Genomic DNA, 25,411 nt, shown 5'->3' with positions numbered 1-25,411 from the left:
TCGCAGACAGAGCCTGGGCCGAACCGTAAACGACCGAAGCGGCCTTTCTTTTGCCGGCCGGTCCGTGCCATAGCGGCAGCTACAATTGTGAGAATGGATCACGCCCGTGACGAGACTTGATGTCGAAAGCGCCGAAGAGGCAATGCGCAGCCTTTTTCCGGCAACACCGCTGCAGCTCAATGATCATCTCTCGGCGCGTTACGGGGCCGATATCTGGCTGAAGCGCGAGGATCTGTCGCCGGTGCGCTCCTACAAGATCCGCGGCGCCTTCAATTTCTTCCGCAAGGCGATCGGGCAGGGGGCTTCGGCCAAGACCTTCGTCTGCGCCTCGGCCGGCAATCACGCCCAGGGCTTTGCCTTCGTCTGTCGTCATTTCGGCGTGCCGGGCGTTGTCTTCATGCCGGTGACGACGCCACAGCAGAAGATCGACAAGACCCGCATGTTCGGCGCCGAATTCATTACCATCCGGCTGTTCGGCGATTTCTTCGACCAGTGCTACCAGGCCGCACGCGACCATGTCGAGGCAATCGGCGGCGTCATGGTGCCGCCTTTCGACCATGCCGATATCATCGAGGGCCAGGCGACCGTCGCCGCCGAGATCATGCAGCAGTTGCCTGAGGGAACGGTGCCCGACATGGTCGTCCTGCCGGTCGGTGGCGGCGGGCTTGCCGCCGGCATCACCGGCTATCTCGACGGCACCGTGCCGAAATCGGCCTTCGTCTTTACCGAACCCGCCGGGGCGCCGAGTCTCAGGCGCAGCATCGAAGCGGGCAGGGTGACAACGCTTGCCAAGGTCGACAACTTCGTCGACGGCGCTGCCGTCGCCCGCATCGGCGATCTGAATTTCGCCGCCCTTCGCGATTTTCCGGCAAGCCAAGTGCAACTGATGCCGGAGAACGCCATCTGCGTCACCATCCAGGAGATGCTGAACGTCGAGGGTGTCGTGCTGGAGCCGGCCGGCGCGCTGTCGCTGACGGCGATCGCCGCGATGGACGCCGAAGCAATCCGCGGCAAGACCATCGTCGCCGTCGTCTCCGGCGGCAATTTTGATTTCGAGCGCCTGCCTGACGTCAAGGAAAGAGCCATGCGTTACGCAGGGCTGAAGAAATACTTCATCCTGCGGCTCGCCCAACGTCCCGGCGCACTCCGGGATTTCCTCAATCTCCTCGGCCCCGATGACGATATCGCCCGCTTCGAATATCTGAAGAAATCGGCCCGCAATTTCGGCTCGATCCTGATCGGCATCGAAACCAAGGCGCCGGAGAATTTCGCCCGGCTGATCGGAAATTTCGAAGCCGCCGGCATGGGTTACGAGGATATCACCGAAAACGAGATCCTCGCCAATCTGATCATTTGACTTGGCGATAACAACACCATCGTGCTAAAGGCGGATCATGGCTTCGTTCCTTTCAAATCTCTTCTCGATGTTCTCCGGCGGCGGCAAACCGGCTTCCGAAGCGGCAGGTCCTTCCGGCGAGCCGCAGCTTTACGGCGATTGCACCATTTATGCCGAGCCGCGCAGGGAAGGCAGCCAGTATCGCCTTGCCGGCCGCATTGAAAAGAAGGTCGGCGACGAGGTGCTGGTACGCAATTTCATTCGCGCCGATCTGTTTTCCTCTTCCGACGACGCGCTCGAATGCACGGTGCGCAAGGCACAGCAGATCATCGATCAGCACGGTGCGTCACTCTTTGGTGACGGCGAGAAGCTTCGTCAGGTCTGAGACCGGGATCCGCCGCATGGATACGGAATGCCCGGCCGCAATTATTCTTGTTTTTCAATCCTGTGACGCGGCTATGCCGCCGCTCATTGGGATCTCGCTCACGCAATCTTAAAGGATTGCAGTCAAAGCTATCGCCTGCAGCATTTGCAGGGCCGCCCTCGTGTTTGACTTTTTCGGACGATCGACCAAAGGATCCGCCGTCGCGACCGTTGCGCCCATGCGCGGAGGGTGCCGGCCTGAAGCCGGGGTGTGGTGATGGAGACGCTCAACCTCGCTCTCTTCGTCGTCGAAGCCGTCGCCTATTTCGTGCTGATGGTGACGCTTCTGCATTTCCGTCATCGGCTCGGTCTCGGGGTTTTCCTGACGGCGCTCGGCGTCATGCATTTCATGGAAACCTATCTGGCGGCGGTGTTCTATGTCTCGCTGCCGTTCGGTGATGTGTCGCCGGGGTCGTCGGTCTTCTTCTCCGGCAAGCTGATGATGATCCTGATGCTTTACCTGCAGGAGGATGCCGCGACGGTTCGGCAGCCGATCTACGGCCTGTTCCTCGGCAACCTGCTCACCGTCGGCATCGCCTGGGTGTTGCAGCTGCACCAGCCGCTGCAGCTGTCAGCCAACCACACGCCCGACGTCGATTTCCTCAAGGAGATGGGCTGGCTGATGGTCTGGGGCACGGCGCTGCTCTATGTCGATTCGCTCGGCATCATTCTGCTTTACGAAAAGCTCGGCGATTTCTTCCGCCGGCGCGTCGTCCTGCGTTTCCTGATTTCGGGCTTCGTGCTGCTGACCTTCGACCAGATCGGCTTCTTCTCCGCGCTGAATTATTTCCTGGATGTGCCGATCGCCGCATTCTGGGCGGGCTGGAAGGCAAAGATGCTTGCCGTCTGCCTCTATGCGGCAATGTTTGCAATTTATGAATATCGTATTCGCCGGGGCGGGGCGGCCGTGTCCGCACGCTCGATCAGCGACGTGTTCGGCGACCTGACGTTCCGCGAGCGCTACAACGATCTTCTCGAGCGCACCGGCCGCGATATGCTGACCGGCGTCTACGATCGAACGCGCATGGAGTTGGAGGCGCCGCTGATGCTGCGCGAGGCGCAGAGGCAGGGGCTATTCACCACCATCCTCATCCTCGACGCCGATCACTTCAAGGATGTCAACGATGGCTACGGCCATCTCCAAGGCGATGAGGTGCTAAAGGCAATCGCCGCCCGAGTGGGCACGACCTTGCGCTCGAGCGACCGCGTCTTCCGCTTCGGCGGCGAGGAATTCGTTGCCGTCTGTCCGGGCACCGACCACGAGGAAGGTCTGCTGCTTGCCGAACGCCTGCGTTGGACGATCGCCACCAGCGTCAAGACGCCGGACGACAGGCCGGTCACGGTCAGCATCGGCGTGGCGACCGCCGACGAGGACGGCGTTGATTTTACCGCGGTGCTGACGGCCGCCGACGGCAGGCTCTACGCGGCAAAGAAGAGCGGCCGCAACTGTGTTGTCGGCCGTTCCGGCGTGATGAACCTCGGTTGACTCGATCAAGGCAGCGCGTCGGCTGCCGGTGTTCGTGATGTTGCACAAACAGAAACATCTGTTGCCGATATTATGCGTTTTCAATATGTTAATAGAACAATAAAAACGGGTTGTTGGCACGCCACAAACGTGATCTCCATTGCCGCGACGGGACGAGTTTTCCTGCGAGGGGCGGAGACATGAGTGATACAGCTGTGCGAACGAAGGTCGATGGCGGCGAGTTCGCCGTTTTGTGCATCGGCGGATTTCTTCTTTCGATCGCCTATGGCGTGACCTTTCTGATCCCGGTGCTGGTCGGTCAGCGCGGCGGCAACGAGGCGCTGGCCGGCCTGATCATCTCGGCCGCGACCGTCAGCACCGTCATTCTGGTGATCCTCTCCGGCCACATCGCCGATGCCATCGGCTCGGCGCGGGCGGTGGCGGTTGCCGGGCTGTTTCTGGCGGTGTCGGGGCTGGGATTTGCCACGGTCCCATCGGCTGGGCTCGGCCTGATAATCGTCGGCCTTATCCTCGGCATCGGTTGGGGCACGTTCTATACGCTCGGACCCATTCTGGTCGCCGCACTCGTCGAGCCCGAGCACCGCATCAGGTTCTTCGCCTTGCTGTCGGGATCAATGATGTCGGGCATCGGCGCCGGTCCGATCATTGGCCGCATCGCCACCGGCTGGTCCATGCCGATCGAGACGGCCTTCGCCTTTGCCTTGTTTTCCAGTCTCGCCGGCGGTGCACTTTATTTCTGGCTGCATCTGCGACTGAGCAATGCCGGCGAGATTTTGCCGCATGTCAACAAGATCTCCTTTGCCGCAGCGCGTCAGGTGATTGCTTCGCCGGCGATCTATTCCATCGTCATGGTCGGCATCGGCGGCGCGATTTTCGGCGGGCTCTCCAGCTTTCAGACAAGCTACGCCAAGGCGCACGACTTCGATTATTCGCTGTTCTTCATCGGCTTCATGTCCGCCGCCATCGCCAGCCGGCTGTTCGTGGCGGGATATGTGGTCAAAAAGGATCCCTTCTATTCGCTTCTGGTGCTGACGAGCCTGTCGCTGACATCCATCCTGCTGTTCCTGATGGTGACATCAAGTCAGCTGGCCTATTTTGGAGCCGCGGCGATGCTGGGGCTGGGTTACGGGCTGACCTATTCCGTCATCAATGGGCTGGCGGCGAACGAGGCGCCCACGGGGCTTATGCCGCAATCGCTGCTCTTGTTTTCGCTGTCCTATTTCATCGGCGTCTTCGGCTTTCCGCTGATCGCTGGCAATCTGATCGTCTCCTCCGGCATTCAGGCGATGCTGCATGTCTTGCTCGTGCTTGCCGCCCTGAATTCAGCAATCGTCCTGGTTCGTATTGCCCACCGCGCGACAATCGGCAAAGCGTCCTTCGCGGAGAAATAGGAAACTTTCGGCGATTGACCGCAGTCGGGGACGGATAGGCCCCGGGCAAGTTTCACTTGCCCGGATCTGGCTTGCTCAGGCGGCGCGGAAGATCTTGGCGCCGGACGGGGCGCTCGTCATGCCGCCGTCGACGGTGATCTCGATGCCGGTGACATTGGCGGAATCATCCGAAGCCAGATAGAGTGCGGCCTTGGCGATTTCGTCGGCTTCGCTCATGCGGCCGAGCGGGCTGAGGCCACCCATGCGGGCCTCGAGTGCCGACATCGCGTCGTCTGTTGGTGCCATCGGCGACCAGATCGGCGTCTTGGTGCCGCCGGGGGTCACCTGATTGACGCGGATACCGCGCGGCGCGAGTTCGGAGGCCATATTGCGCGTCATCGCGCGAACCGCCGCCTTGGTCGCCGCATAGGCCGACCAGCCGGGAGCTCCGAGCACGGCATGCACCGAACCGTTGAGGATCACCGAACCGCCGTCGTTGAGGTGCGGCAGGGCCGATTGAACGGTGAAGAATACTGCCGTCAGATTGGTGCTGATGATCCGATTGAACTGTTCCGGCGACGTGTCCCCGAGCGGTGTCGCGCCGCCGATGCCGGCATTGGCGAAGACGATGTCGAACTTGCCCACCTCTACGGCGGCTTCGGCAAAGACCTTCTCGGTAGCGGCGGCATCGGTGACATCGAGCTTCAGTGCGACGACGCCGGCCCCAAGCGCCTTTTCGGCGGCGGCAAGCGTTTCCGGGTTACGGCCGGTGATCACGACCTTTGCACCCTCATCGATGAAGACTTTGGCGGTCGCAAGACCGATACCGCTGTTTCCGCCGGTGATCAGCGCGACCTTGTTTCTTAGACGCATAATTCATGCTCCTCTTGGAATTGGCAACGATCTGGATTATGATCGTTATCTATAAGGATTACGATCGTAATCTACGCGAGTCAAGAGGCATTCTGGGGGATTTCCGATGGGTCGTTCGCAGCTGGAAAAACAGAAGACGCACGAAAAGATCCTCGAGATCGCGTCGAAGCGCCTGCGAGAGGAGGGGCTTGAAGGTATCGGCGTCGCCGACCTGATGAAGGAGGCCGGACTGACCGTCGGCGGCTTCTATAAGCACTTCGCCTCCCGCGACGATCTCGTCGCCGAGGCGATCCAGTCGGCCTTCGATTCATGGGGAGGCAAGCTGCAGGCTGAAGGGGTAGACCCGGCGAAGATGACCGCGGCCGATATCGCCGATCGGTATGTCAGTGCCTATCATCGCGACAATCCCGGCCAAGGCTGCCCTTTTGCCGCCCTGACCTCCGATCTATCCCGCAGCGGCGAGAAGGCGAGGGCGATTGCGACGGACGGGCTGAGGCGTAATTTCGAAGCTTTGGCAAGCAAGGCCGCAGGAGCGGACGAAGGAGAAAGGCGACGTAAGGCGATCATCGCCTTCGCGATGATGGCAGGCGGTGTCGGCCTTGCCCGGATCTCCGCCGATGAGCATCTCTCAGCTGAAATTCTTGCGACTATCCGTGATTTTGTCGCCGGCATCGACAAATGACAAACGGCCGGCGAATGCCGGCCGCTGTAACTGCGGTAAGCGTTGAGAGCCGATCAGGCGGCCAGCGCGATTTCCTGGACGCGCGACTTGGCGGCGTCGATGGCCTTTTCGGCAGCTTCCGGACCGAAGGCGAGGCCTTCGACATAGATGGTCTCGATATCGGTAATGCCGAGGAAGCCGAGAACCGACTTCAGGTACGGCACGGCATGGTTCAACGGCGCTGCGGGACCCTGCGAGTAGACGCCACCGGAGGTGAGCACGACATAGACCTTCTTGCCGGTGACGAGGCCGACCGGGCCGGTTTCCGTGTATTTGAAGGTCACGCCGGCGCGGGCGACGTTGTCGATCCAGGTCTTCAGCGAGGAATAGATGTTGAAGTTGATGAGACCGGTGCTGATGACGATCGTGTCGGCGGCAAACAGTTCGGCGACGAGTTCGTCGGAGGTTTTGATGGCAGCGATTTCTTCGGCGGTGCGGTCGTCCGCCGGCTTGCGGATCGCGCCGGTGAACAGGTCATCGATATGCGGCAGCGGGCTGGCGGCGAGGTCGCGGCGGACGACGACGCTGCCCGGCTTCTGGTTCTTCAGCTTTTCGGCGAGATCGGCGGCGATCGGCGTCGAGAGCGAATCGGCACGCGGGCTGGACGTCAGGAGAAGGATGGACGACATGGTGCATTTCCTTTCGAATTGGATTTGACGGCCCGTTGCTGGGAGGTGAGCCGTGGTGTCGAAAAGGAAAATAGGTCTGGCCTGCTATCGAAAAAACGGTGATAATGTCGATCGAAACTATCGATGGAATGGATGGATATGCTTCCGAACCCGACTCTGGATCAATTGCAGGTGTTTCTGACCGTTGCCGAGACCGGCAGCTTTTCGGCCGCCTCACGGGCGCTGAACCGGGCTCAGTCGGTGGTCAGCTATACGATCGCCAATCTGGAAGCCCAGCTTGAAATGCCGCTTTTCGAACGCTCGGGCGCCCGCCAGCCGAAGCTGACGGAGGCGGGCAAGGCGATGCTGGAGGATGCACGGCGCATTCTCGGCGACCTGCAGGTCATGCGGGCGCGCGTCAAGAGCCTGAAGGAAGGGCTCGAAGCCGAGGTCTCCGTCGCCATCAGTGTCATGGTGCCGTCAAAAGCCGTGGTCGACGTTCTCCACGAATTCCGCGAGATGTTCCCGTCGGTTTCGTTGAACCTCAACGTTGGCGAGCTCGGAATGGTCATGGACCTTGTCCTCAGCGGCAAGGCGACGATCGGGATCGGCGGCGCCGTGCTGAAGCAGGACGATTCGGTCGTCACCGAGCGGATCGGTCACTCCTTCATGATGCCCGTTGCCGCGCGCAATCACCCGCTTGCCGGGATCGGCCGGCCACTGACCCTCGGTGACGTGCGTGAGGAAGTGCAACTCGTCGTCACCGACGCCTCGGGCCGGACGAAGGGGCGCGATTTCAACGTTCTGTCTTATAAGACATGGCGCGTCAGCGATATTGCCACCAAACATCAGCTCATCAAGGCCGGTCTTGGCTGGGGCGGCCTTCCGGCGTCCCTCATCCATGACGATCTCCTGAGCGGCGCGCTCATCCATCTCGATCTGGACGCCTATGAGCAGGGGGAATATGCCATCTATTCGACGCGCCGCCTCGCCAACCCGCCGGGGCCGGCCGCCACCTGGATGATCGACGCGTTCCGCACGAGTCTTTCCAATTGCCCCAGCCAGGCGGATTTCCACGCCCGGATCGCCGAACTGCGCGAACCCGCAATCCCGCTTGCAGCCGAATGAGGAAGGCGCGGGTGCCGCGCCTGCCTCGGCTGTTTCCGTTTAAAGAACGAGCCTGAACTTCGAGAAGCCGTCGGCGCCGTCGCCGGCATCCTCGATCTTGACGCTCTTGACCTCGCCAAGGAACTGCTTTGCCTTCGGGCCGCTTTCGAAGGTCGCCGTCGTGCCCGGCAGCGGCTTGAAGGTCCAGTTCGCATCCGCCGACGGATTGATCGTGCCCTGGTCGTGGACATAGCGGACGATGACGTCGCGGTTGGTGTCCGGCGCCTGGAAGATCACCTTGTCCGCCGCGATCTCCGGGAAACTGCCGCCCCCGCCGGCGCGGTAGTTGTTGGTGACGACGACGAATTTCTGGCCGGGATCGATCGGCTTGCCGTCGAAGGCAAGGTTCTGAATGCGGTTGGCATCCGGATTGATCGCTTTGCCGGATGAATCATATTTCGGCGGCTGCGACAGGTCGATCTGGTAGGTAACGCCGTCGATGACGTCGAAATTATAGGATGGGAAGTCGTTGTTGAGGAGCGGCGCATCCTTCGAGCCGGCTGCGATGTGATTGAACATGCCGGCCGACATTTCCAGCCAGTTCTTAACCTGGGCGCCGGTGATGGCGACGGCCTGCACCGTGTTCGGATAAAGATAAAGATCGGCGACGTTCTTGATGGCGATATCGCCGGCCGGAACATCGGTGTAATAGTCTGCGCCGCCGCGGCCGCCGGCCTTGAAGGGGGCCGCCGCCGAAAGCACCGGCAGATCCTTGTACTTGGTATCGGCCAGCATCTGCTTGATGTACCAGGTCTGGGCCTGGCTGACGACCTGCACGGAGGGATCGTCGGCAACAAGCGCGAAATAGGAATAGAGCGGTGCGGAGGTCTTGCCGACAGGGGTGCGGACATAGGCAAGCGTTGCCTCGTGCTCTGATTTTGCGGCCTCGACCACTTCTTTTTTGTCAGCGTAGTCGGCGACCACCTTCTTCTTGTCGTCACGGTGATAAATCGGCCGCGCTTCCGAGGTGAAATCGACGATCTTCCAGCTGTTGCCGTCCTTTTCGAGCAGCAGGTCGATAAGGCCGAGATGCGAGCCCCAGAAACCGGCCATGACAGCGGGCTTGCCATGCAGCGTGCCCTTGACGGGATCGGCACTAGCGATGCCGTCCCAGCTCTTCGGGCCGGGGAAGACGAGATGCTGATGGCCGGTGAAGATCGCGTCGATCCCTTCGACGGCGGCGAGATGCAGCGAGGCGTTTTCCATCTTTTCGGACGGCGCGCTGCCGTCGATGCCGGAATGGGAGAGCGCGATGACGATATCGGCGCCGGCTTCCTTCATGGCCGGAACCCAGGCTTTGGCGGCCTCGACGATATCACGCGTCTGCGCCTTGCCTTCGAGGTTCTTGATGTCCCAGAGCATGATCTGCGGCGGCACGAAGCCGATGAAGCCGATCTTGACCGGGCTCTCATTGCCGGCACCGTCCTTGATCTGTTTTTCCACGATGACGTAGGGCTTGAAGAAGAGATCGTCCTTCTTCGGGTCCGACGCGAGCTGGCCCTTGGTCAGGTTGGCGCAGACGAAGGGAAAGTTGGCGCCGGATAGGACCTTGAACATGAAGTCGAGCCCGTAGTTGAACTCGTGATTGCCGAGCGTTCCCACGGAGTAGCCGAGCGTGTTCATTGCCTTGATCACGGGATGGACGTCGCCGTCCTTCATGCCGTGCTGATAGGCCATGTAGTCGCCCATCGGATTGCCCTGCAGCACGTCGCCATTGTCGATCAGCAGCGAGTTGACGGCTTCTGCGCGGATATTGTCGATGATCGTCCCGGTGCGGGAAAGACCCATCGTGTCGTTCGGCTTGTCGGCATAATAGTCATAGGGGAAGACGTTGACGTGAATATCCGTCGTTTCCATCAGCCGGAGATGCGCCTGGTTGGCGCTGGCGCGCGCGCTGAATGGGTGCAGCAGCACCAGGGCGGAGGTGGCGGCGAGGCCGCCGAGCAGGGAACGGCGGCTCATGACGCCGACATCGAAAAGGGAAGACATCGAAACTCTCCTTGAAGGATCATGCATCGTCCGGCCCGTCAGAATTAGGACGATTTGGCGAGGAGTACACTGCAAAAATGACAGGACGGCAAAACAATCGGTAGCAAAGGCGATGCGGTTTTGAAATGCAATTTATGGTGCAGTCCTCCGACTGAAATTCATCGGAGGCGGGATCGTGAGCAAGCGTCTCATTGCGTGCCACCGCCCTCAACATCAGGAACCTCGGCGCCCGCTTGCTGCAGACGCAGGCCTTGTTGCGCTCGCCGCAATGTCAACGGCAGCTCAGGAACGATCTCGGCCGCTCCTTCGGCGCAGAATCGGTGCGGCCTTACGATTTCAGCGTCGACGTGGCCAAATGAGGTGGGCGTTCGCCGCTGGTCGCGGCTCTCAGCTGACGCACCGCCAGCACCGGCCGTATTTCCTTATGGAAAAAGCGGAAATAGGAGGAGACCTGTGCCCGCGCATTCGAATTCACGTCGAACTGGATGCCGACACGGCCATTGTGCTTCCAGCGGATGATGCCTTCGAGCAGACCGAGGTTTTCAGCTTCGATGCGCACCTTGCTGCCGGAAGCGGCATGAAGTGGCGTCTTCGTCTCCAGGGCGGCGCCGGTCACCGACAGGTTGAGAATGCGCACATCCACTTCGCTGTTTAAATATTTGACGCTGCCGAAGACGCGGCAGTTTTGCCGATCAGCCTTTCGCGCCGTGATTTTCAAGTTGCGGGTCATGCTGTCTCCCTCGATACAGTCAGGGACCATAGCAGCTGAAAATTGAAATGGTTTTAGTGGCTTGGCTAAAATTGCAGCGAACCGTCAATTGGTTTTGGCGGTTCTGCGCCCAATCACATGTTCGCGCCAGACCGTGAAAATGCCGGCGGCGACGACAATGACCGAGCCGACGATCATGTTGAGGCTCAGCGTTTCGCCATAGATGGTCACGCCGATGATCGAGGCGTAGACAAGTGACAGATAGGTCAGCGGCTGGACGGCGGCGGCATCGAGAATATCGTAGGCGCGGATCAGGAAATAATGGCTGGAAATGCTGGTCATGCAGACGAGCGCCATCCAGCCCCAGTCGCCCGGCGACATCCAGATCCAATAGAACGGGCCGACGATGGTCATCGTGATGCCACCGACGACGCCGGTATAGAAGAAGCTGGTCATCGACGAATCGTCGCGGCTGACGAGGCGGGTGGCGATGACGTAGAAGGCGAAGTTGAAGCAGGAGGCGACGGCGATAAGCAGCTTCACATCGAAAAATTCGCCTTCCGGCTTCAGGATTAGCAGCACCCCGAAAAGTCCCGCGCCAATCGCCGCCCACCGCCGCCAACCGACCCGCTCGCCGAGGATCGGCATCGCCAGCAGCGCGATCAGAATCGGCGTCGCGGAAAAGATCGCCTGTGAGCGGGCAAGGCCGATCACGGCAAAACAGGTGATAGCCAGGACCACCTGGACCGCAAGCAGCACGGCGCGCGTCACTTGCAGAAGGGGGCGTTTGGTGCGGGCCGTCGCCTTGATGCCGCCGCGCATCTTCGAAGCGAGGATGATCGTGAAAAGCGCGAAGGCCCAGTAGCGGATCATCGTCACGAAGATCGGCGGATAGGTCGTTGCCAGATGTTTCGAGATGGCGTCCTGCAACGAAAAGATGGTGAGCGCCGAGAGAGCGAAAATATAGCCTTGGGTCTTCGATGTCATGACTTGCCATTGAGCGGGAAACGCCCGCGCGCATGAAAAGTCTGGGCAGGCTTTCGGACGATATGCAAGGGCTCAAAGCCCGACATTCGGCTTGTCGATGATCTCTCTGAGCGCAAAGCTGGAATTAATCTTGACGACGTGGGGCAGGGCCGACAGCCAGTCGCGGTGAATGCGCTCGTAGTCTTCGAGATCGCGGGCGGCGACCCTGAGGATATAGTCGTATTCGCCCGACATCAGATAGCAAACCAGCACGTTTGGGCAGAGCTTCACTGCCGCCTCGAATTCCGCCAGCGTCTTGGCGAACTGGCCGGAGAGCGAGATATGCACGATGGCGATCATCTTGTAGTCGAGCGCCTTGTGCGACAGCCGCGCATGGTAACCGTCGATGACGCCGCTTCTTTCCAGGATGTCGAGCCGGCGCGAACAAGCCGAAGGCGACAGGCCGATCCTTTCAGCAAGCTCGGCATTGGTGATGCGGGCATTGGCCTGCAATGCCTTGAGAATCGCAAGATCGATGGTATCGAGATCGGCCATTCGAAGGACCTTCGAAAAAAGGAATATGAGGCGCAATAATCGCCGAAAAATCGTCTATTCGCAAATCGTCTTTGCAAGGACATTTCACCGCCTTGGTGGTTGGATTCATCGTCTGAGGAGATCCGCAATTGCGGAGACGATAAGAGAGGAACGCCAATGCGTGTCGGTTGCCCGAAGGAAATCAAGAATCATGAATATCGCGTCGGTCTGACACCGGCTTCTGTGCGCGAATATGTCGCCCACGGCCACGAGGTCTGGGTCGAGACCAAGGCGGGCGCCGGCATCGGCGCCGATGACGCCGCTTATGCCGCGGCTGGCGCGAAGATTGCCGCCTCCGCCAAGGATATCTTCGAAAAGTGCGACATGATCGTCAAGGTGAAGGAACCGCAGGCCTCCGAATGGGCGCAACTCCGCGACGGTCAGCTTCTCTACACCTATCTGCATCTCGCCCCGGATCCCGAACAGACCAAGGGTCTTCTCGCCTCCGGCGTCACCGCGATTGCCTATGAGACGGTCACCGACGAGCGCGGCGGCCTGCCGCTGCTGGCGCCGATGTCGGAGGTCGCCGGCCGCCTGTCGATCCAGGCGGGAGCAACCGCCCTGCAGAAGGCCAATGGAGGGCTCGGCGTGCTGCTCGGCGGCGTGCCTGGCGTGCTGCCAGGCAAGGTCACGGTGATCGGCGGCGGTGTCGTCGGCCTGCACGCGGCCCGGATGGCCGCCGGTCTCGGCGCCGATGTCAGCATCCTCGACAGGTCGCTGCCGCGCCTGCGCCAGCTCGACGACATCTTCGCTGGCCGCGTCCACACGCGGTATTCCAGCATCCAAGCATTGGAGGAGGAAGTCTTCTCGGCTGATCTGATTATCGGCGCCGTGCTGATCCCCGGTGCTGCCGCTCCGAAGCTCGTCACCCGCGAGATGCTGTCCGGCATGAAGAAGGGCTCCGTCATCGTCGACGTCGCGATCGACCAGGGCGGCTGCTTCGAGACCTCGCATGCCACCACCCATTCCGATCCGACCTACGAAGTCGACGGCGTGGTGCATTATTGCGTCGCCAACATGCCGGGCGCAGTCCCCGTCACCTCGGCGCATGCGCTTAACAATGCGACGCTCGTCCATGGCCTCGCGCTTGCCGACCGCGGCCTGCGCGCCATCGCCGAAGACAAGCATCTGAGGAACGGCCTCAACGTGCACAAGGGCCGCATCACCAACAAGCCGGTCGCCGAGGCGCTCGGCTACGAGGCCTTCGCGCCGGAGAGCGTGCTCAACGTAGCGTAAGCTTCCTGACTCAAGGTTAGGCGCCGGTCTCCGCAAGGGTCGGCGCCTCTATCTTGTCGATCCGGCATTGAAAGCAGTTGTTGCGCGCTGAGCGGACATGAACATACGCAATGTCAAACCGCGCGAGTAATGTCTCGGCATAGGCCGGAATATCGGCGATCTCGGTCACTGCGCCGGTGCCATAGACGATGCGGTCATTCTCGCCATAGCCGCGAACGATGAAGTCAGGGCTCATCGCCAGCATCGGCGGCTGGATCTCCTCGGCGGCGTAACGCCGGCAGCGCTGTTTGTGCAGGAAAATCGGCCCGGTCTCGGCATAGGGCTGCAACGCCGGGAACGGTCGGTAGGCGAAAACCAAGAACTCCTCGCCCTCTTCGATATTCTGCAGGCAGTGGCGGCAAGGGTTGCCGTCACCGTCTGATATCATCGTCTCGGGCAGGTTGTCATAGGCGTCGCGGCCGCCGTTCCAGAGAGCTTCGGCATTGGCAGTCGGCATGGCGGCAAAACGAATGACGGTCATGGCAATCTCCTTTGTGATTGTCATGAAATGCGCCCGAATGATCGCGTGAGCCACCCGTTTCTTGCGCGCCGCAGGCATTGGGGCGATCATGGGCCGGCGTCCTTGTCGCGGTAAAATGCTGTCGTCGATCCGATCGTGTCTCTCGTGGCAGCGCCGGGAATGTCTAGCCTCTCCATCCCGTGGTAAGCGATCGGGTGGCACATGTAAGGGCCGCTGGTCGGGTTGTGAGGGTCGCTGGCCCGACCTTACACTCACGAGTTTCGCTTTCTGGGGGACAGGTGATGGCCTAAGAAGCAGTATTGAACTTCGCAGACTTCTATGATGCGGAGCTTGCTCTCCACAACGCGCATTTTAGGGTCGTCGCCGCAGTCGGGCATTCTGATCGTGTGCTCGATATCGGTTGCGGCGCTGGACAAACCACCCGTGACGCGGCTCGCGCTGCTGAAAAAGGACGAGCGCACGGAATAGACCTGTCCGTCACGATGCTGGAGATTGCCCGCCGGCGCAGTGCCGAGGAGGGCTTGTCAAATGCGACGTTCGAAGTGGCGGATGCGCAGAACCATGTCTTCGCTAAAGGGGAATTTGACATTTGCATCAGTCGATTTGGCGTCATGTTCTTCGCGGATCCGGCGGCAGCCTTCGCGAACATCGCCAACGCCCTACGGCCAGGAGGTCGTTTCGTGTTCATGGTCTGGCAGGGCAGAGACCGCAATGAGTGGGCGACCGGCATCCATGAGGCGCTTGACCCTGAAGCAACCGGTCCGGTTGCGGCCAGCAAGGCCTTTTCGCTGAGCGAACCCTCCGTGACTTCTGCCCTGCTAGAAACGGCTGGGTTCACTGCCATCGAGTTCTATGAAATAAACGAGCCTGTATACTACGGTCCGAATCCTCAGACTGCATTGGCGACTATTCAGACATTTGAGAATGTCGAGAAAGCTCTCAATCATCCCACTGCTACGGCCGCCAAAATACGGGCGCGGCTACTCGACATGCTGGAGGCGCACCAGACACTCCACGGAATTCACTTCGATTCGCGCGCATGGTTGATCACAGGCCGCCGGCACGGCTAGATGTTATGGGCGTCAACGGAAGCGGCACGGTTGGGGTTTAATAAGGTCAAACTCGTGCACGGATCATTTGCTATCGAATCCGCAAACTGCATGACGAAAAGGAGAAGGCGATGGCCGACGTCGATCTCGCGCTGCTGGCGCAGCAGAATGCAGAAATACTGGAAGAGCTGAAGGCCTTGCGCCGGGAGGTGGCGGAACTGAAGGAGCAGTCGGATCGCACACTCGATTTCGAGCGCCGCAACGATCCGCGCCGCCCGAACAACCTGACGCGACGTTAGCGACGTCGGGAAAGAGAGCGGTCAGCCTTTCCGCGCCATCTCCAGAAGTTCCTTGTCGCTCAGCGGCCGGACGATGCCGGTGCCTGTGGACACCGGGGAGAAACCGAACATTTGGTAGAGCTGCAGAGCGCGCGGATGGTCGAGATTGTTGGTGGTGGTGGTGACCCGCTTCGGATTGAGCGTCCAGATGGCGTAGAGCGCCTGCAGCAGGAACCATTTACCGATGCCGAGGCCGAGCGCATGTTCGATCAGGCCGAAATGGCTGAGCTCGATCGTATCCTCGTCCTCGCAAAAATATTCGTAGAAGCCGGCGGGCGCGCCGTTGACGTAGAGGACGCTGATATTGTTGCGCTTGTCATTCAGCGTCAGGGTAAGCTGCTCGTCGCTCATCCGCAGCCGGTCCACCCATTGCCAGCGCGCGCCCACCTGCCGGTAGAGGTAGCGATAGAAGGGCAGCGGTATCTCAGGCGCGCGCATGATCGCCGTCTGGATATTGACGGGCACCGGCATGCTCGCCTTCGGCGCCGCTGTCATTTCGAGCCGCGTGATGTGAGCTTTCAAAGAAGCGGGTGTCTTCCCCATGGCGATCAGGCTTTAACCGGCGTCGGCGGACCGGTGACGATGGGCGTATCGTCACGGCTGCCCCACTCGCTCCATGAGCCGTCATAGAGTTTGTTGTCGTGATGGCCGAGCGACTCCAGCGCCAGCGTGATGATCGCCGCTGTTATGCCCGAGCCGCAGGAAGTGACGACGGGCTTGGAAAGATCGATGCCGGCATCCTCGATCGTCTGCCGGAGTTCGGGCAGCGACTTGAAGCGGCCCTGGTTGGCGAAGGTGCCGGAGGGCAGGCTGCGGGCGCCGGGCATATGGCCGGAGCGCATGCCGGCGCGCGGCTCGGGCTCGGCGGCGGCGAAGCGGCCGGCGCTGCGGGCATCGGCGATCTGCATCGCGCCGCTCGAGACGATGTCGCGCATCGTATCGAGCGTCACGACACGGCTCTCGTCGAAGTCAGGCCTAAAGGTCGCCGGCGCAGGGTCGGGTGTCGTGGTTTCTAGCGGACGGCCTTCGGCCTTCCAGCCGTCGAGACCGCCGTCGAGCACGAAGACGTTCTTTGCGCCCATCACCCGGAACAGCCACCAGACGCGGGGCGAGGCGAACAGACCGATGCCGTCATAGACGACGATGCGATCGTTCTCGCTGATTCCGAGCCGGCCGGCCTCAGTGGCGAAATAATCGGGCGAGGGGATCGTGTGCGGTAGCGACGTCGAATGGTCGGCGATCTTGTCCTGGTCGAAGCGGATGGCGCCGGGAATATGGCCGGCCGCGTATTCGGCATCGGCATCGCGCTTCTGCGCCGGCAGATAGAAGGAGGCGTCCAGCACCCGTAGATCCGGTTTGCCGAGTTCGGCCTGCAGCCAGTCGGCCGAGACGACGAAACGGCTCTTGGTCTCATTCATGATGATCTCCCTTGATGGTCAGGCTTCGTCGCCGGGCGTACCGAAACGGATGCGGAAGCGCCGGTTCTCTTTGCCCTTTTTCTCGATTTTGGCGATGTGAATCTGGCCGACTTCCTGTGTTTCGGAGACATGTGTGCCGCCGCAGGGCTGGCTGTCAATCGACGAGTTCTCGCCGATGCAGACGAGGCTGACGCGCCCAAGCCCGATCGGCGGGCGGACATTCTTCGATTTGACGATATCGGGGTTGGCTGCAAGCTCCTCGTCGGTAATCCACTGCAGATAGACCGGATGATTCTCAGCGACCAATTCCATCAGCTTGGCGGTTACAGCGTCCTTCTCGATCGTCTCGCTCATGTCGAAGTCGACGCGGCTTTCCTCCTCGCCGACGGCGGCGCCGGTGATCGGATAGGAGCAGACGACGGAGAGCAGATGGCAGGCCGTGTGCATGCGCATCAGCCTGTAGCGGCGCTGCCAGTCGACATGCAGAACCAGCGTTTCTCCGACATCAGGCCGCGGCTCGGTTTCGAGGGGAACATGGATGACGATATCCTTGCTTGCACCGTGCTTCGTCTGGCCGAGCGCGATCCTGGTGCCGTCGGCACGTTCAAGTTCGCCCGTATCACCCGGCTGGCCGCCTGACGTCGCATAGAAGCAGGTCTGGTCGAGTTCAATGCCCCCATCTTCGTGCACGGCGGTGACAACCGCCTCGCATGTCGAGAGATAGAAGTCGTCACGATAAAGGGCATTGACGGGCATGGGTCTCACGCGGGTTCGTAGGGAACGTCGATCTCGGGCGACTTGGCCATCCAGCCCGGAACGGGCAGTCCCTTCGAGGTCAGGAAATCCGGGTTGAAGAGCTTTGACTGATAGCGGTTACCGTAGTCGCAGAGGATCGTCACCACCGTGTGGCCGGGTCCGAGATCCCGGGCGAGTTTGACCGCGCCGGCAATGTTGATCGCCGTCGAGCCGCCGAGGCAGAGGCCCTCGTTTTCGACGAGATCGAAAAGATAGGGAAGCGCTTCGGCATCGGAGACCCGATAGGAAAAATCAGGTGTGAAGCCCTCGAGATTGGCGGTGATGCGGCCTTGGCCGATGCCCTCGGTGATCGAGGAGCCCTCGGATTTCAGTGTGCCGTTGTGGTAGAATTCATAGAGGGCGGCGCCATCGGGATCGGCGATGCCGATCTTGATGTCCGCATTGAAGGCTTTGAGGCCGGCTGCGACACCCGCCAGCGTGCCGCCGGAGCCGACGGAGCAGATGAAACCGTCGACCTTGCCGTCGGTATCGTTCCAGATTTCTTTTGCCGTCGTTTCGATATGCGCCTGCCGGTTGGCGACATTGTCGAACTGGTTTGCCCAGATCGCCCCGTTCGGCTCGGTCTTGGCCAGTTGTTCGGCGAGTCGGCCCGAGACCTTCACATAATTGTTCGGGTTCTTGTAGGGAACGGCGGGCACTTCGACGAGTTCGGCGCCGAGCAATTTCAGCGCGTCCTTCTTTTCCTGGCTCTGCGTTTCCGGGATGACGATGACGGTGCGGTAGCCGAGCGCCTTGGCAACCAGCGTCAGCCCGATGCCGGTATTGCCGGCTGTGCCTTCGACGATGACGCCGCCGGATCGAAGCAGCCCTTTCCGTTCCGCGTCGCGGATGATGTAGAGCGCTGCGCGATCCTTCACCGACTGGCCGGGGTTCAGGAACTCCGCCTTGCCGAGAATGGTGCAGCCGGTCGCCGCCGAAGCGCCCTTGAGCTTGATCAGGGGGGTGTTGCCGATGGCTTCGAGGACGGAAGGGTGGAAGGTCATGGAATCTGCCTCTATTCGAACTCTTACTTTAGGAACGGTCTTTTCCCTTCACAAGGCTGAGTTGGCAAGAAATGCTATTCCACGCCTCTGTCGGGCACGATAAAATTTGGCCTTCCTCCCCCGAAATGACGCATGGCCGGCAATCCCGCCGCGGGCGGGTGATCCGACGATTGACTTTCCCCGTACGGATGACGACAAAGCGACAGCGGAGCGCGGTAACAGGGCGTGGCCGAAACGGGCATGATTCACGAGCAGATCGACACGATCGATGCATTGATGGCGCATTATGTCGCCGGCTCCCTGCCCGAGCCGGCGCGTGTGCTGGTGCAGTCTCATCTGGAAATGAAACCGGATAATCGCCGCCTGGTGAACAGCCTCGAACTGCTGGCCGGGGAGGCGCTCGAAAGTGCTCCTGCAGCCGCCATTGCCGACCGCGACCGGCGGCTTGCGGCGATCTTTTCCTCCGCCTCTCCCATGTCGGCGCCGGCCGCCGCGCGGCGGGAAAACGCGCTGTTTCCCCAAGCGTTGCGCGATCTCGTCGGCTTCGAAGCCGAGGATGTGCCCTGGCGCACGCGGTTGCCGGGGTTCAAGGAATATTGCCTCGACATGGACGGCTGCGAGGTCAGCCTGATGTGGATCCGCCCGGGTCGCGCCTTGCCGGCGCATACGCATGAAGGCTTGGAACTGATCCTCATTCTTGACGGCGCGTTCAACGATGAGCGCGGCCGTTTCGGCCCCGGCGACATCTCCATTGCCGACGACACGATCGACCACCGGCCAGTCGCCGAAAAGGACAGGCCCTGCATCGCCTTTGCCGTTTCGGACGGGCCGGTGAAGCTCACCGGATCCCTTCGTCAGATGATCGGCGATCTGATCGGCTGAAAGCAGCCACAATGGTGTGATAGAGCCATAAATCCGGGAGGAGCAGAGAAACTTCCGGACCTGTTTTCGTGTTTGCAAGGCAGCAGGAGGAACATGTCATGCGTGATTTCATCGCCCGTCCCGAACATGGAGTCGTCTGGATCACCGGGGCGAGCTCGGGTATCGGCCGGGCGCTGGCGCTGAAGCTCGCGGCTGAAGGATACAAGGTCGCAGTCACCGCCAGAAGTCACGAAAAGCTGGTCGAACTGCAGGCCGAGGCCCGCGGCCTTTCCGGCAGCATCGTCGTTCTCGACGGCGACGTCACCGATGCCGAGGACATGGAACATGTCATGGCTTCAATCGAATATGAACACGGCACGCTCGCCATGGCGATCCTCAATGCCGGCGTCTGCCTGCCTGTTCATGGCGAGGATCTGAACCGCGCCGATTTCGACAAGAGCTTTGCCGTCAATCTTTCCGGCGTCGTCAACTGCATGGTGCCGGCAATCGGTCATATGAAGGCGAAAGGGCAGGGGCAGATCGCCGTTGTCTCCTGCGCCACCGGCTATGGCGGTCTGCCGACGGGTGCTGCCTGTGGCGCCACCAAGGCGGCGCTGATCAACATGGCCGAAAGCCTGAAATTCGATCTCGACAAGATCGGCATCCGCATCCAGCTCGTCAGCCCGGGTTTCGTCGATACGTCGGCGGCCGGGAAGAACGCCTTTCCGATAACATCAGTGGTGTCGGTCGAGGAGGCTGCCCAGCAGATTGCCGCCGGGCTGAAGTCGCAGGCCTTCGAGATCACCTTCCCCAGGCGGTTCACCACCATGCTGAAACTCGCGCGCCTGCTGCCCTATGGCGCTTATTTCCCGCTGGTCAACCGCGTCACCGGCTGGCGCGAGCGGCCGTCATCGCCTGGTCACCATCCGGCGACACCGCATCCGGCGGAATGATCAGCTGCTGCGCGAGAACACGACCTGTCGCACATCGATATTGCGGGCGCGGAAGCCGGCTTCGCAATAGAACAGATAGAATTCCCAGAGCCGTTTGAAACGCTCGTCGAAGCCCATCGGGCGGATGCGTTCCCAGACTGACCAGAAGCGCTCGCGCCATTCGGCAAGCGTGCGGGCATAGTCGAGCCCGAAGCCGAAGTCTCTGACCAGTGACAGATCGACCTTGCCGGCGAGTTCGGCCAGATGATTGCGCGTCGGCAGCATGCCGCCGGGAAAGACATATTTCTGGATGAAGTCAGGATTGCTGCGATACTGGTCGAAGGACTCGGGTTTGATCGTGATGATCTGCAGACCGGCCTTGCCGCCGGGTTTCAGACATTGCCTGAGCTTGGAGAAATAGGACGGCCAGTATTTCTCGCCGACCGCTTCGAACATTTCGATCGAGACGATCCGGTCGTAGAGCCCGATCTCGTCACGGTAATCCTGGAAACGGAATTCGACGCGGTCGTCGAGGCCGGCCTTGTGGATGCGCTCCTGCGCAAAGGCGAGCTGCTCGCGGCTGATCGTCAGCCCCGTCACCTTGCAGTTCAATTCGCCAGCGGCGAATTCGGCAAAACCGCCCCAGCCGCAGCCGATTTCCAGCACGTGATCCCCCGGCCCGATGCCGGTCGCCTCGGCGAGCGCGCGATATTTGGCGTTTTGGGCCGATTGCAGGTCGTTGGCCCCTGTGGAGTAGAGCGCTGAGGAATAGGTCATGCTTGGATCGAGCCATTGCCTGTAGAAATCATTGCCGAGATCGTAATGGGCGGAGATGTTGCGCTTGGAGCCCGTCCTGGTATTGGCGTTCATCCAGTGGCGTACGCGCTCGAAGAGGCGGCCGACACCGCTCTTGCCATGCGCATAGCTGAACGCGGCCTCGCCGTTGACCAGGAAGAGTTCGAGGAAGGCGGTGAGGTCGGGGCTGTCCCAATCGCCGTCCATATAGGTCTCGGCGACCCCGATCGTGCCGCTCGTCAGCGCCCGATAGGCGAGGTTCCAGTTGTGGAGGCTGAGCGCCGCCTTTGGCCCGGCCTTCTGGCCCTCGACCAGCAGCCGGCGGCCATCGGGGAGAGTAACGGCGAGCGAACCGTGCTGCATGTGCAGAAGTCCGCGCAACGCCAGCTTTGCCTTGAAGGGCAGGCCCTTCACCATGCGGGACATGTTTTCGGCCGTCAGCGTCACCGCATCACGAGCCAGCAGATTCCAGTCCTGCGCCTTGCTCATCTCTCCTCCTCCAGCATTTTCTTGCCGGTTAGGGACGACGAAGCCCTAGAATATACGCGCGGCCGCCCCCCGGCGATTAGATCGAAGGCTACTGCATAATTGCTCAAATCGGAACAGATTTAAGATAAGATCGTAAGAGCGGTTCAATCTGTCTCAGCGCCTTTGCTCGTCCGAAAAGACGGGCGGCGCGGAACGGAAGTGCGCGTTCATACGGCATGCTTTGTGACGTCGTAGGCGGCCAGCGCCCGGTTGCGCGCGCTGGCGTGATCGACGATCGGTCTCGGATAGGTCTGGCCAAGAATGATGCCTGCCGAGTCGAGCACGCTCTCCGGTGCCTCGAACGGCCGATGGATGTAGTTTGCCGCGAGTTCTCGAAGCTCAGGCAGATAAGTTCTGACATAGTCGCCGTGCGGATCGAAGGTTTGGCCCTGCAGCACCGGATTGAAGATCCGGAAGAACGGCGACGCATCGGCTCCCGAGCCCGCCACCCACTGCCAGCTTGCCGCATTGTTGGCGGGGTCGGCATCAACAAGCGTGTCGCGAAACCATGCCTCGCCCCGGCGCCAGTCGACCATCAGATCCTTGATGAGGAAGGAGGCGACGATCATCCGCACGCGATTGTGCATCCAGCCATGCCGCCAGAGTTGGCGCATGCCGGCATCGACGATCGGATAACCGGTCATGCCGCGGCGCCACGCCGCGAAATCGTCATCGTCATTGCGCCATTTAAAGCCGTCGAAACGAGCGTTCCAGTTGTCCGAAGCAAGACGCGGGAAATGGAATAGCAGGTGGTAGGAGAATTCACGCCAGGCGATCTCCTTGCGGAAATGCAGGATGTCGGCCGCCGGCATCCGTTTCGACAGACCACGCGTCGCGTCCCAGATGCGGGCAGGGGAGATCTCGCCGAGCGCCAGATGCGGCGACAGCAACGATGTCGCCTGCTTCGCCGGATAGTCGCGGTTTTCCTTATAACCGTCGAGCCCGTCCTCGACGAAGGAGCGGAGCTTTTCCCGCGCGCCTTGTTCGCCCGGCGTCCAGAGATCGCCGAAATCCCTCGCCCAGTCCGGCTTGGTCGGCAGCAGTTTCCAGCTCTCCAGCCTTTCCGATTTCGGAAGCTGCGCTGCCAGCCGCAGTTTCGCCGGCGCCTCCACCGGCCGCTCCGGTTCGCCGGCGCCTTCCAGCGCGCGCCAGAACGGTGTGTAGACACGATAGGGCGTGCCGCCGCCGGTCATCAGCCGGGAAGGGTCGTGCAGCAACTGGCCGCCGAAGCTGCTCACCTCGATCGCCTGCTTTTGCAATTCGTGCTTGATACGGATGTCGATGGCCGTTCCGGACGGATCGTAGCATCGGTTCCAGAAGACGGCTTCGGCGCCGCTCTCGCTGATGAGGGCGCCAAGCACGTCGAGTGCCTCGCCGCTGGCAAGCACCAGCCGTCCCTGCCGCTTGCGCAGCGACCCGTCGAGCGCTTCCAGCGAATGATGCAGCCACCACGCCTGCGCCGCACCGAGCGCACCGCTATGTGCCGCGGGCTCTTTGATATAGAGAGGGATGATCGGTCGCCCGGAGAGATCGGCTGCCGCGAGCGCATGGTTGTCGTCAAGGCGCAAATCCTTGCGAAACCACAGTATGACCGGTTTTGCCGCGTCCTTTGCCAATGAGACCGTTCCCTTGTTCGTTCAAGCTGCTGCGGATGTACGGAAAGCCCGGATCAAAAGTTTCGTTGCTACGTGAAAAAAGGCCGGCGTGAACCGGCCTTTTCAAGCGTGACGCACTTTGTGCGACATGCTTTGTAGCAAAGACTGCCTGTCAGTTGTCGTATTCGCGGCAGGCTTCGCTGATCGAGGCGCCGCTTTCGCCGCCGCGTGTATCGACGCCCGACCTCTGTTGCGGCATGCCAGGGCATTCCATCGTTTGCGGCTGACCGATGCTCTGTGTCGTCATCGGATCGACCGGAGCGGTGCGTACCGGATACATGCCGTTGTCACTGTTGGTGTAATCGGAAGAATAGGTACCCGAACTCGGGTCGGTCGAGCCGCCATTGGTCGGCCCGATGGGATCGGGGTTCGACTGGGCAAAGGCCGAGGATGCCATGCCGATCGCAAGCAGCGAAGCGGCGATAAGGGACTTGCTCATAAGGATATCCTCCTTTGATTTTCATCTTGGGTGGCCCTTGGGTAACCGCCTGCTGGAATCATTGTTCCGAAATTTGCGAAAAACCTGCACGCGACCTCTCATGGTTACGCATAAACCTTAACCGCCGAAGCCGCTGGATCACGGATGCCGCCTGCCTTAGTGGCATGCTGAAACGCTAAAAATCAGCAGCATGAGGCCGCTATGTTCGTTTCCCCCCGCGAGGCTGCAGATCTCGGTCTCCAGATTGCCCTCGCACTTGCCCTGACGGCAAGCGGCATGGCGATCGCGTCCTCTGCCATGGGCGGCGAGAAGGCCGGTATATCAGCGATCGACCTCAGCCGCCCCTCCCTATGGACCGACGTCCCGATGCGCGTCGACCCGACACAGGCCTATCTGCGCTCCGACGCTCCCGCCGAGCTGGAACTCGCCGGCGGCCGCGATGAACTGTGCCATGACCCGATCGGCCTGCGCCTCTCCTGCGACTTGATCGCCACCGGCAGCACAGCCTTTTAGATGACGATCTGAGCGCGTCAGCGCGAACGGCCGGTGGCCGATAGCTGCACGGGCAGGATCGTCGACGCCTTGATGTCCTTCAGGACGAACATCGTATGCATCTCCTTGATGCCGGGCAGGCGGCGGATCACTGTCATGGCAAATTCCGCATAGTTGTCGAGATCGGTTGCGACCACCTGCAGCAGGAAGTCAGCTTCGCCGGCGACGGAAAAACAGGCGATGACCGCCTCCAGTTCGCCGACCTCGCGCTCGAAACGCTCGGCCTCGTCATGGGAATGCGTATCGATCTGTACACGCACGAAGGCGAGGACGCCGAGGCCGACGGCGCGCCGATCGACGAGAGCCTGATAGCCGCGGATGACACCGGCCTCTTCCAGCCGCTTCACTCTGCGCCAGCAGGGCGAGGTCGACATCCCAACGCGTTCCGCCAGCTCCTGGTTGGTCAGCCGCCCCTCGCTCTGCAATGCCTTCAATATGCGGATATCTCCCGGCTCGAATTCCATCGTCGGTAAGTCCTTTCGAATTTTATCATTATACAGGTAGATCCTACCAAAATCGCGGGCGGAACGACAGGAATAGGCAGAATATTTCCCTGGCTTTCGATAGGCTGAGGAGATCGAGCCAGGAAGGGAGAATGAGGGATGACGGGTGAGGACTGGCGTGTCGCGGTGATCGTCGAGCCGGGGTTGCCGACCGGCGAACTCGCCAACACCGTCGCCGTGCTATCGATCGGGCTCGGCGCTGCGGCCCCCGCGCTTGCCGGAGGGCGGCTGAGTGACCAGGCCGGCCGGATATTTCATGTGAGCGCCAACAAGCCGGTACCTGTCCTGCAGGCGGCGGCCGCGGATCTGAGATCGCTGCTGCTGAAGGCCTTGCCGGCGCCTGACGGAGCCCTGGTCGTGCCATTCCCGCGTTTTGCACGCGCCTTGCACGTCTATGCCGACTACGAGGCTTCGTTGCCGGAGCGCGACCTGTCTTCGGAAACCATCGACGGCATCGGGCTCGCCGGTCCGACGAAGTGGATCCGCTCGCTGACGGGCTCGCTGAAGCTGCTTCGCTGACGCATGTCGCCAAGGTCTGCCGCGG

The 25,411-nt window shown here is 61.1% G+C and carries 28 protein-coding genes; 13 read left to right on the top strand and 15 right to left on the bottom strand.

Annotation, left to right across the window (positions count from 1 at the left end; genetic code table 11):
• Positions 1 to 106 precede the first annotated feature (106 nt).
• The 4 genes from ilvA (at position 107) to FFM81_RS12260 (ending at position 4,636) form a co-directional block, all read left to right on the top strand.
• Positions 107 to 1,357, top strand: a complete 1,251-nt coding sequence (gene ilvA, locus FFM81_RS12275) for a threonine ammonia-lyase (protein WP_003573680.1) — start codon at positions 107 to 109, stop codon at positions 1,355 to 1,357.
• 37 nt (positions 1,358 to 1,394) lie between these two features.
• A complete protein-coding gene (locus FFM81_RS12270; protein ID WP_025415963.1) occupies positions 1,395 to 1,721 on the top strand; it encodes an HlyU family transcriptional regulator in 327 nt (108 codons plus the stop codon).
• Positions 1,722 to 1,973: 252 nt separating this feature from the next.
• Positions 1,974 to 3,245, top strand: a complete 1,272-nt coding sequence (locus FFM81_RS12265) for a GGDEF domain-containing protein (RefSeq protein ID WP_025415964.1) — start codon at positions 1,974 to 1,976, stop codon at positions 3,243 to 3,245.
• A 179-nt stretch (positions 3,246 to 3,424) separates the two neighbouring features.
• On the top strand, positions 3,425 to 4,636 hold the full coding sequence (locus FFM81_RS12260; RefSeq protein WP_128398954.1) for an MFS transporter: 1,212 nt from the start codon (positions 3,425 to 3,427) through the stop codon (positions 4,634 to 4,636).
• A gap of 75 nt (positions 4,637 to 4,711) precedes the next feature.
• On the opposite strand, the gene FFM81_RS12255 is transcribed toward FFM81_RS12260, so the two are convergent.
• Positions 4,712 to 5,488: an SDR family NAD(P)-dependent oxidoreductase gene (locus tag FFM81_RS12255; RefSeq protein WP_025415966.1), complete on the bottom strand. Its 777-nt coding sequence runs from the start codon at positions 5,486 to 5,488 to the stop codon at positions 4,712 to 4,714.
• Between the two features lie 106 nt (positions 5,489 to 5,594).
• Between FFM81_RS12255 and FFM81_RS12250 the strand changes: the two genes are divergently transcribed.
• On the top strand, positions 5,595 to 6,170 hold the full coding sequence (locus FFM81_RS12250; RefSeq protein WP_025415967.1) for a TetR/AcrR family transcriptional regulator: 576 nt from the start codon (positions 5,595 to 5,597) through the stop codon (positions 6,168 to 6,170).
• Between the two features lie 53 nt (positions 6,171 to 6,223).
• Here the strand turns inward: FFM81_RS12250 and FFM81_RS12245 are convergent, their stop codons facing one another.
• A complete protein-coding gene (locus tag FFM81_RS12245; protein WP_003573668.1) occupies positions 6,224 to 6,838 on the bottom strand; it encodes an FMN-dependent NADH-azoreductase in 615 nt (204 codons plus the stop codon).
• A 138-nt stretch (positions 6,839 to 6,976) separates the two neighbouring features.
• Here FFM81_RS12245 and FFM81_RS12240 point away from each other — a divergent pair, with 138 nt between their 5' ends.
• Positions 6,977 to 7,945, top strand: coding sequence for a LysR family transcriptional regulator (locus tag FFM81_RS12240; protein WP_138384397.1), 969 nt, complete (start codon positions 6,977 to 6,979; stop codon positions 7,943 to 7,945).
• Positions 7,946 to 7,984: 39 nt separating this feature from the next.
• On the opposite strand, the gene FFM81_RS12235 is transcribed toward FFM81_RS12240, so the two are convergent.
• From FFM81_RS12235 to FFM81_RS12220, 4 genes are all read right to left on the bottom strand, one after another.
• The gene (locus FFM81_RS12235; protein WP_138384363.1) at positions 7,985 to 9,973 is read right to left on the bottom strand and encodes a bifunctional 2',3'-cyclic-nucleotide 2'-phosphodiesterase/3'-nucleotidase; all 1,989 of its coding nucleotides are present in this window, start codon (positions 9,971 to 9,973) and stop codon (positions 7,985 to 7,987) included.
• 328 nt (positions 9,974 to 10,301) lie between these two features.
• A complete protein-coding gene (locus tag FFM81_RS12230; RefSeq protein ID WP_003573662.1) occupies positions 10,302 to 10,703 on the bottom strand; it encodes a PilZ domain-containing protein in 402 nt (133 codons plus the stop codon).
• Positions 10,704 to 10,787: 84 nt separating this feature from the next.
• On the bottom strand, positions 10,788 to 11,669 hold the full coding sequence (locus FFM81_RS12225; protein WP_138384362.1) for a DMT family transporter: 882 nt from the start codon (positions 11,667 to 11,669) through the stop codon (positions 10,788 to 10,790).
• 72 nt (positions 11,670 to 11,741) lie between these two features.
• Positions 11,742 to 12,203: an Lrp/AsnC family transcriptional regulator gene (locus tag FFM81_RS12220; RefSeq protein ID WP_003573658.1), complete on the bottom strand. Its 462-nt coding sequence runs from the start codon at positions 12,201 to 12,203 to the stop codon at positions 11,742 to 11,744.
• A gap of 156 nt (positions 12,204 to 12,359) precedes the next feature.
• On the opposite strand from FFM81_RS12220, the gene ald reads away from it, so the two are divergent.
• Positions 12,360 to 13,478: an alanine dehydrogenase gene (gene ald, locus FFM81_RS12215; RefSeq protein ID WP_003573656.1), complete on the top strand. Its 1,119-nt coding sequence runs from the start codon at positions 12,360 to 12,362 to the stop codon at positions 13,476 to 13,478.
• 16 nt (positions 13,479 to 13,494) lie between these two features.
• On the opposite strand, the gene FFM81_RS12210 is transcribed toward ald, so the two are convergent.
• Complete coding sequence (locus tag FFM81_RS12210; protein WP_138384361.1) at positions 13,495 to 13,998, bottom strand: DUF1203 domain-containing protein; 504 nt, start codon at positions 13,996 to 13,998, stop codon at positions 13,495 to 13,497.
• Positions 13,999 to 14,297: 299 nt separating this feature from the next.
• On the opposite strand from FFM81_RS12210, the gene FFM81_RS12205 reads away from it, so the two are divergent.
• Both FFM81_RS12205 and FFM81_RS12200 read left to right on the top strand, forming a co-directional pair.
• The gene (locus FFM81_RS12205) at positions 14,298 to 15,068 is read left to right on the top strand and encodes a class I SAM-dependent methyltransferase (RefSeq protein ID WP_246401087.1); all 771 of its coding nucleotides are present in this window, start codon (positions 14,298 to 14,300) and stop codon (positions 15,066 to 15,068) included.
• 110 nt (positions 15,069 to 15,178) lie between these two features.
• Positions 15,179 to 15,346: a hypothetical protein gene (locus FFM81_RS12200; protein WP_172644310.1), complete on the top strand. Its 168-nt coding sequence runs from the start codon at positions 15,179 to 15,181 to the stop codon at positions 15,344 to 15,346.
• Positions 15,347 to 15,367: 21 nt separating this feature from the next.
• Here FFM81_RS12200 and FFM81_RS12195 read toward each other — a convergent pair whose 3' ends face one another.
• From FFM81_RS12195 to FFM81_RS12180, 4 genes are read right to left on the bottom strand one after another with little or no spacing between them, the layout of a single operon-like run.
• On the bottom strand, positions 15,368 to 15,928 hold the full coding sequence (locus FFM81_RS12195; RefSeq protein WP_003573647.1) for a GNAT family N-acetyltransferase: 561 nt from the start codon (positions 15,926 to 15,928) through the stop codon (positions 15,368 to 15,370).
• A 5-nt stretch (positions 15,929 to 15,933) separates the two neighbouring features.
• A complete protein-coding gene (gene sseA / locus FFM81_RS12190; protein ID WP_128398951.1) occupies positions 15,934 to 16,803 on the bottom strand; it encodes a 3-mercaptopyruvate sulfurtransferase in 870 nt (289 codons plus the stop codon).
• Positions 16,804 to 16,821: 18 nt separating this feature from the next.
• Positions 16,822 to 17,559 carry an alanyl-tRNA editing protein gene (locus FFM81_RS12185; protein ID WP_138384360.1) on the bottom strand — a complete coding sequence of 246 codons (738 nt, stop codon included), beginning with the start codon at positions 17,557 to 17,559 and terminating at the stop codon, positions 16,822 to 16,824.
• 5 nt (positions 17,560 to 17,564) lie between these two features.
• On the bottom strand, positions 17,565 to 18,602 hold the full coding sequence (locus tag FFM81_RS12180; protein ID WP_003573641.1) for a cysteine synthase A: 1,038 nt from the start codon (positions 18,600 to 18,602) through the stop codon (positions 17,565 to 17,567).
• 240 nt (positions 18,603 to 18,842) lie between these two features.
• On the opposite strand from FFM81_RS12180, the gene FFM81_RS12175 reads away from it, so the two are divergent.
• Positions 18,843 to 19,484, top strand: a complete 642-nt coding sequence (locus FFM81_RS12175) for a ChrR family anti-sigma-E factor (protein WP_097535133.1) — start codon at positions 18,843 to 18,845, stop codon at positions 19,482 to 19,484.
• Between the two features lie 98 nt (positions 19,485 to 19,582).
• A complete protein-coding gene (locus tag FFM81_RS12170; RefSeq protein ID WP_138384359.1) occupies positions 19,583 to 20,416 on the top strand; it encodes an SDR family NAD(P)-dependent oxidoreductase in 834 nt (277 codons plus the stop codon).
• On the opposite strand, the gene FFM81_RS12165 is transcribed toward FFM81_RS12170, so the two are convergent.
• The 3 genes from FFM81_RS12165 to FFM81_RS12155 all read right to left on the bottom strand — a co-directional run bounded on the left by FFM81_RS12165 (position 20,417) and on the right by FFM81_RS12155 (position 23,812).
• Positions 20,417 to 21,679: an SAM-dependent methyltransferase gene (locus FFM81_RS12165; RefSeq protein ID WP_003573637.1), complete on the bottom strand. Its 1,263-nt coding sequence runs from the start codon at positions 21,677 to 21,679 to the stop codon at positions 20,417 to 20,419. It abuts the gene before it with no gap.
• Positions 21,680 to 21,885: 206 nt separating this feature from the next.
• The gene (locus FFM81_RS12160; RefSeq protein WP_097535137.1) at positions 21,886 to 23,334 is read right to left on the bottom strand and encodes a cryptochrome/photolyase family protein; all 1,449 of its coding nucleotides are present in this window, start codon (positions 23,332 to 23,334) and stop codon (positions 21,886 to 21,888) included.
• 151 nt (positions 23,335 to 23,485) lie between these two features.
• Positions 23,486 to 23,812 carry a hypothetical protein gene (locus FFM81_RS12155; RefSeq protein ID WP_003573634.1) on the bottom strand — a complete coding sequence of 109 codons (327 nt, stop codon included), beginning with the start codon at positions 23,810 to 23,812 and terminating at the stop codon, positions 23,486 to 23,488.
• A gap of 201 nt (positions 23,813 to 24,013) precedes the next feature.
• On the opposite strand from FFM81_RS12155, the gene FFM81_RS12150 reads away from it, so the two are divergent.
• On the top strand, positions 24,014 to 24,325 hold the full coding sequence (locus FFM81_RS12150) for a hypothetical protein (protein WP_003573632.1): 312 nt from the start codon (positions 24,014 to 24,016) through the stop codon (positions 24,323 to 24,325).
• A gap of 17 nt (positions 24,326 to 24,342) precedes the next feature.
• Here FFM81_RS12150 and FFM81_RS12145 read toward each other — a convergent pair whose 3' ends face one another.
• Positions 24,343 to 24,828, bottom strand: a complete 486-nt coding sequence (locus FFM81_RS12145) for an Lrp/AsnC family transcriptional regulator (RefSeq protein ID WP_003573630.1) — start codon at positions 24,826 to 24,828, stop codon at positions 24,343 to 24,345.
• A gap of 138 nt (positions 24,829 to 24,966) precedes the next feature.
• On the opposite strand from FFM81_RS12145, the gene FFM81_RS12140 reads away from it, so the two are divergent.
• Positions 24,967 to 25,386: a DUF2000 domain-containing protein gene (locus FFM81_RS12140; RefSeq protein ID WP_003573628.1), complete on the top strand. Its 420-nt coding sequence runs from the start codon at positions 24,967 to 24,969 to the stop codon at positions 25,384 to 25,386.
• Positions 25,387 to 25,411 lie beyond the last annotated feature (25 nt).

This window comes from Rhizobium hidalgonense, from assembly GCF_005862185.2.
Taxonomy (GTDB): domain Bacteria; phylum Pseudomonadota; class Alphaproteobacteria; order Rhizobiales; family Rhizobiaceae; genus Rhizobium; species Rhizobium hidalgonense.
The sequence above is the reverse complement of the archived record's forward strand: the minus strand, read 5'-3'. Positions and strand labels throughout refer to the sequence as shown.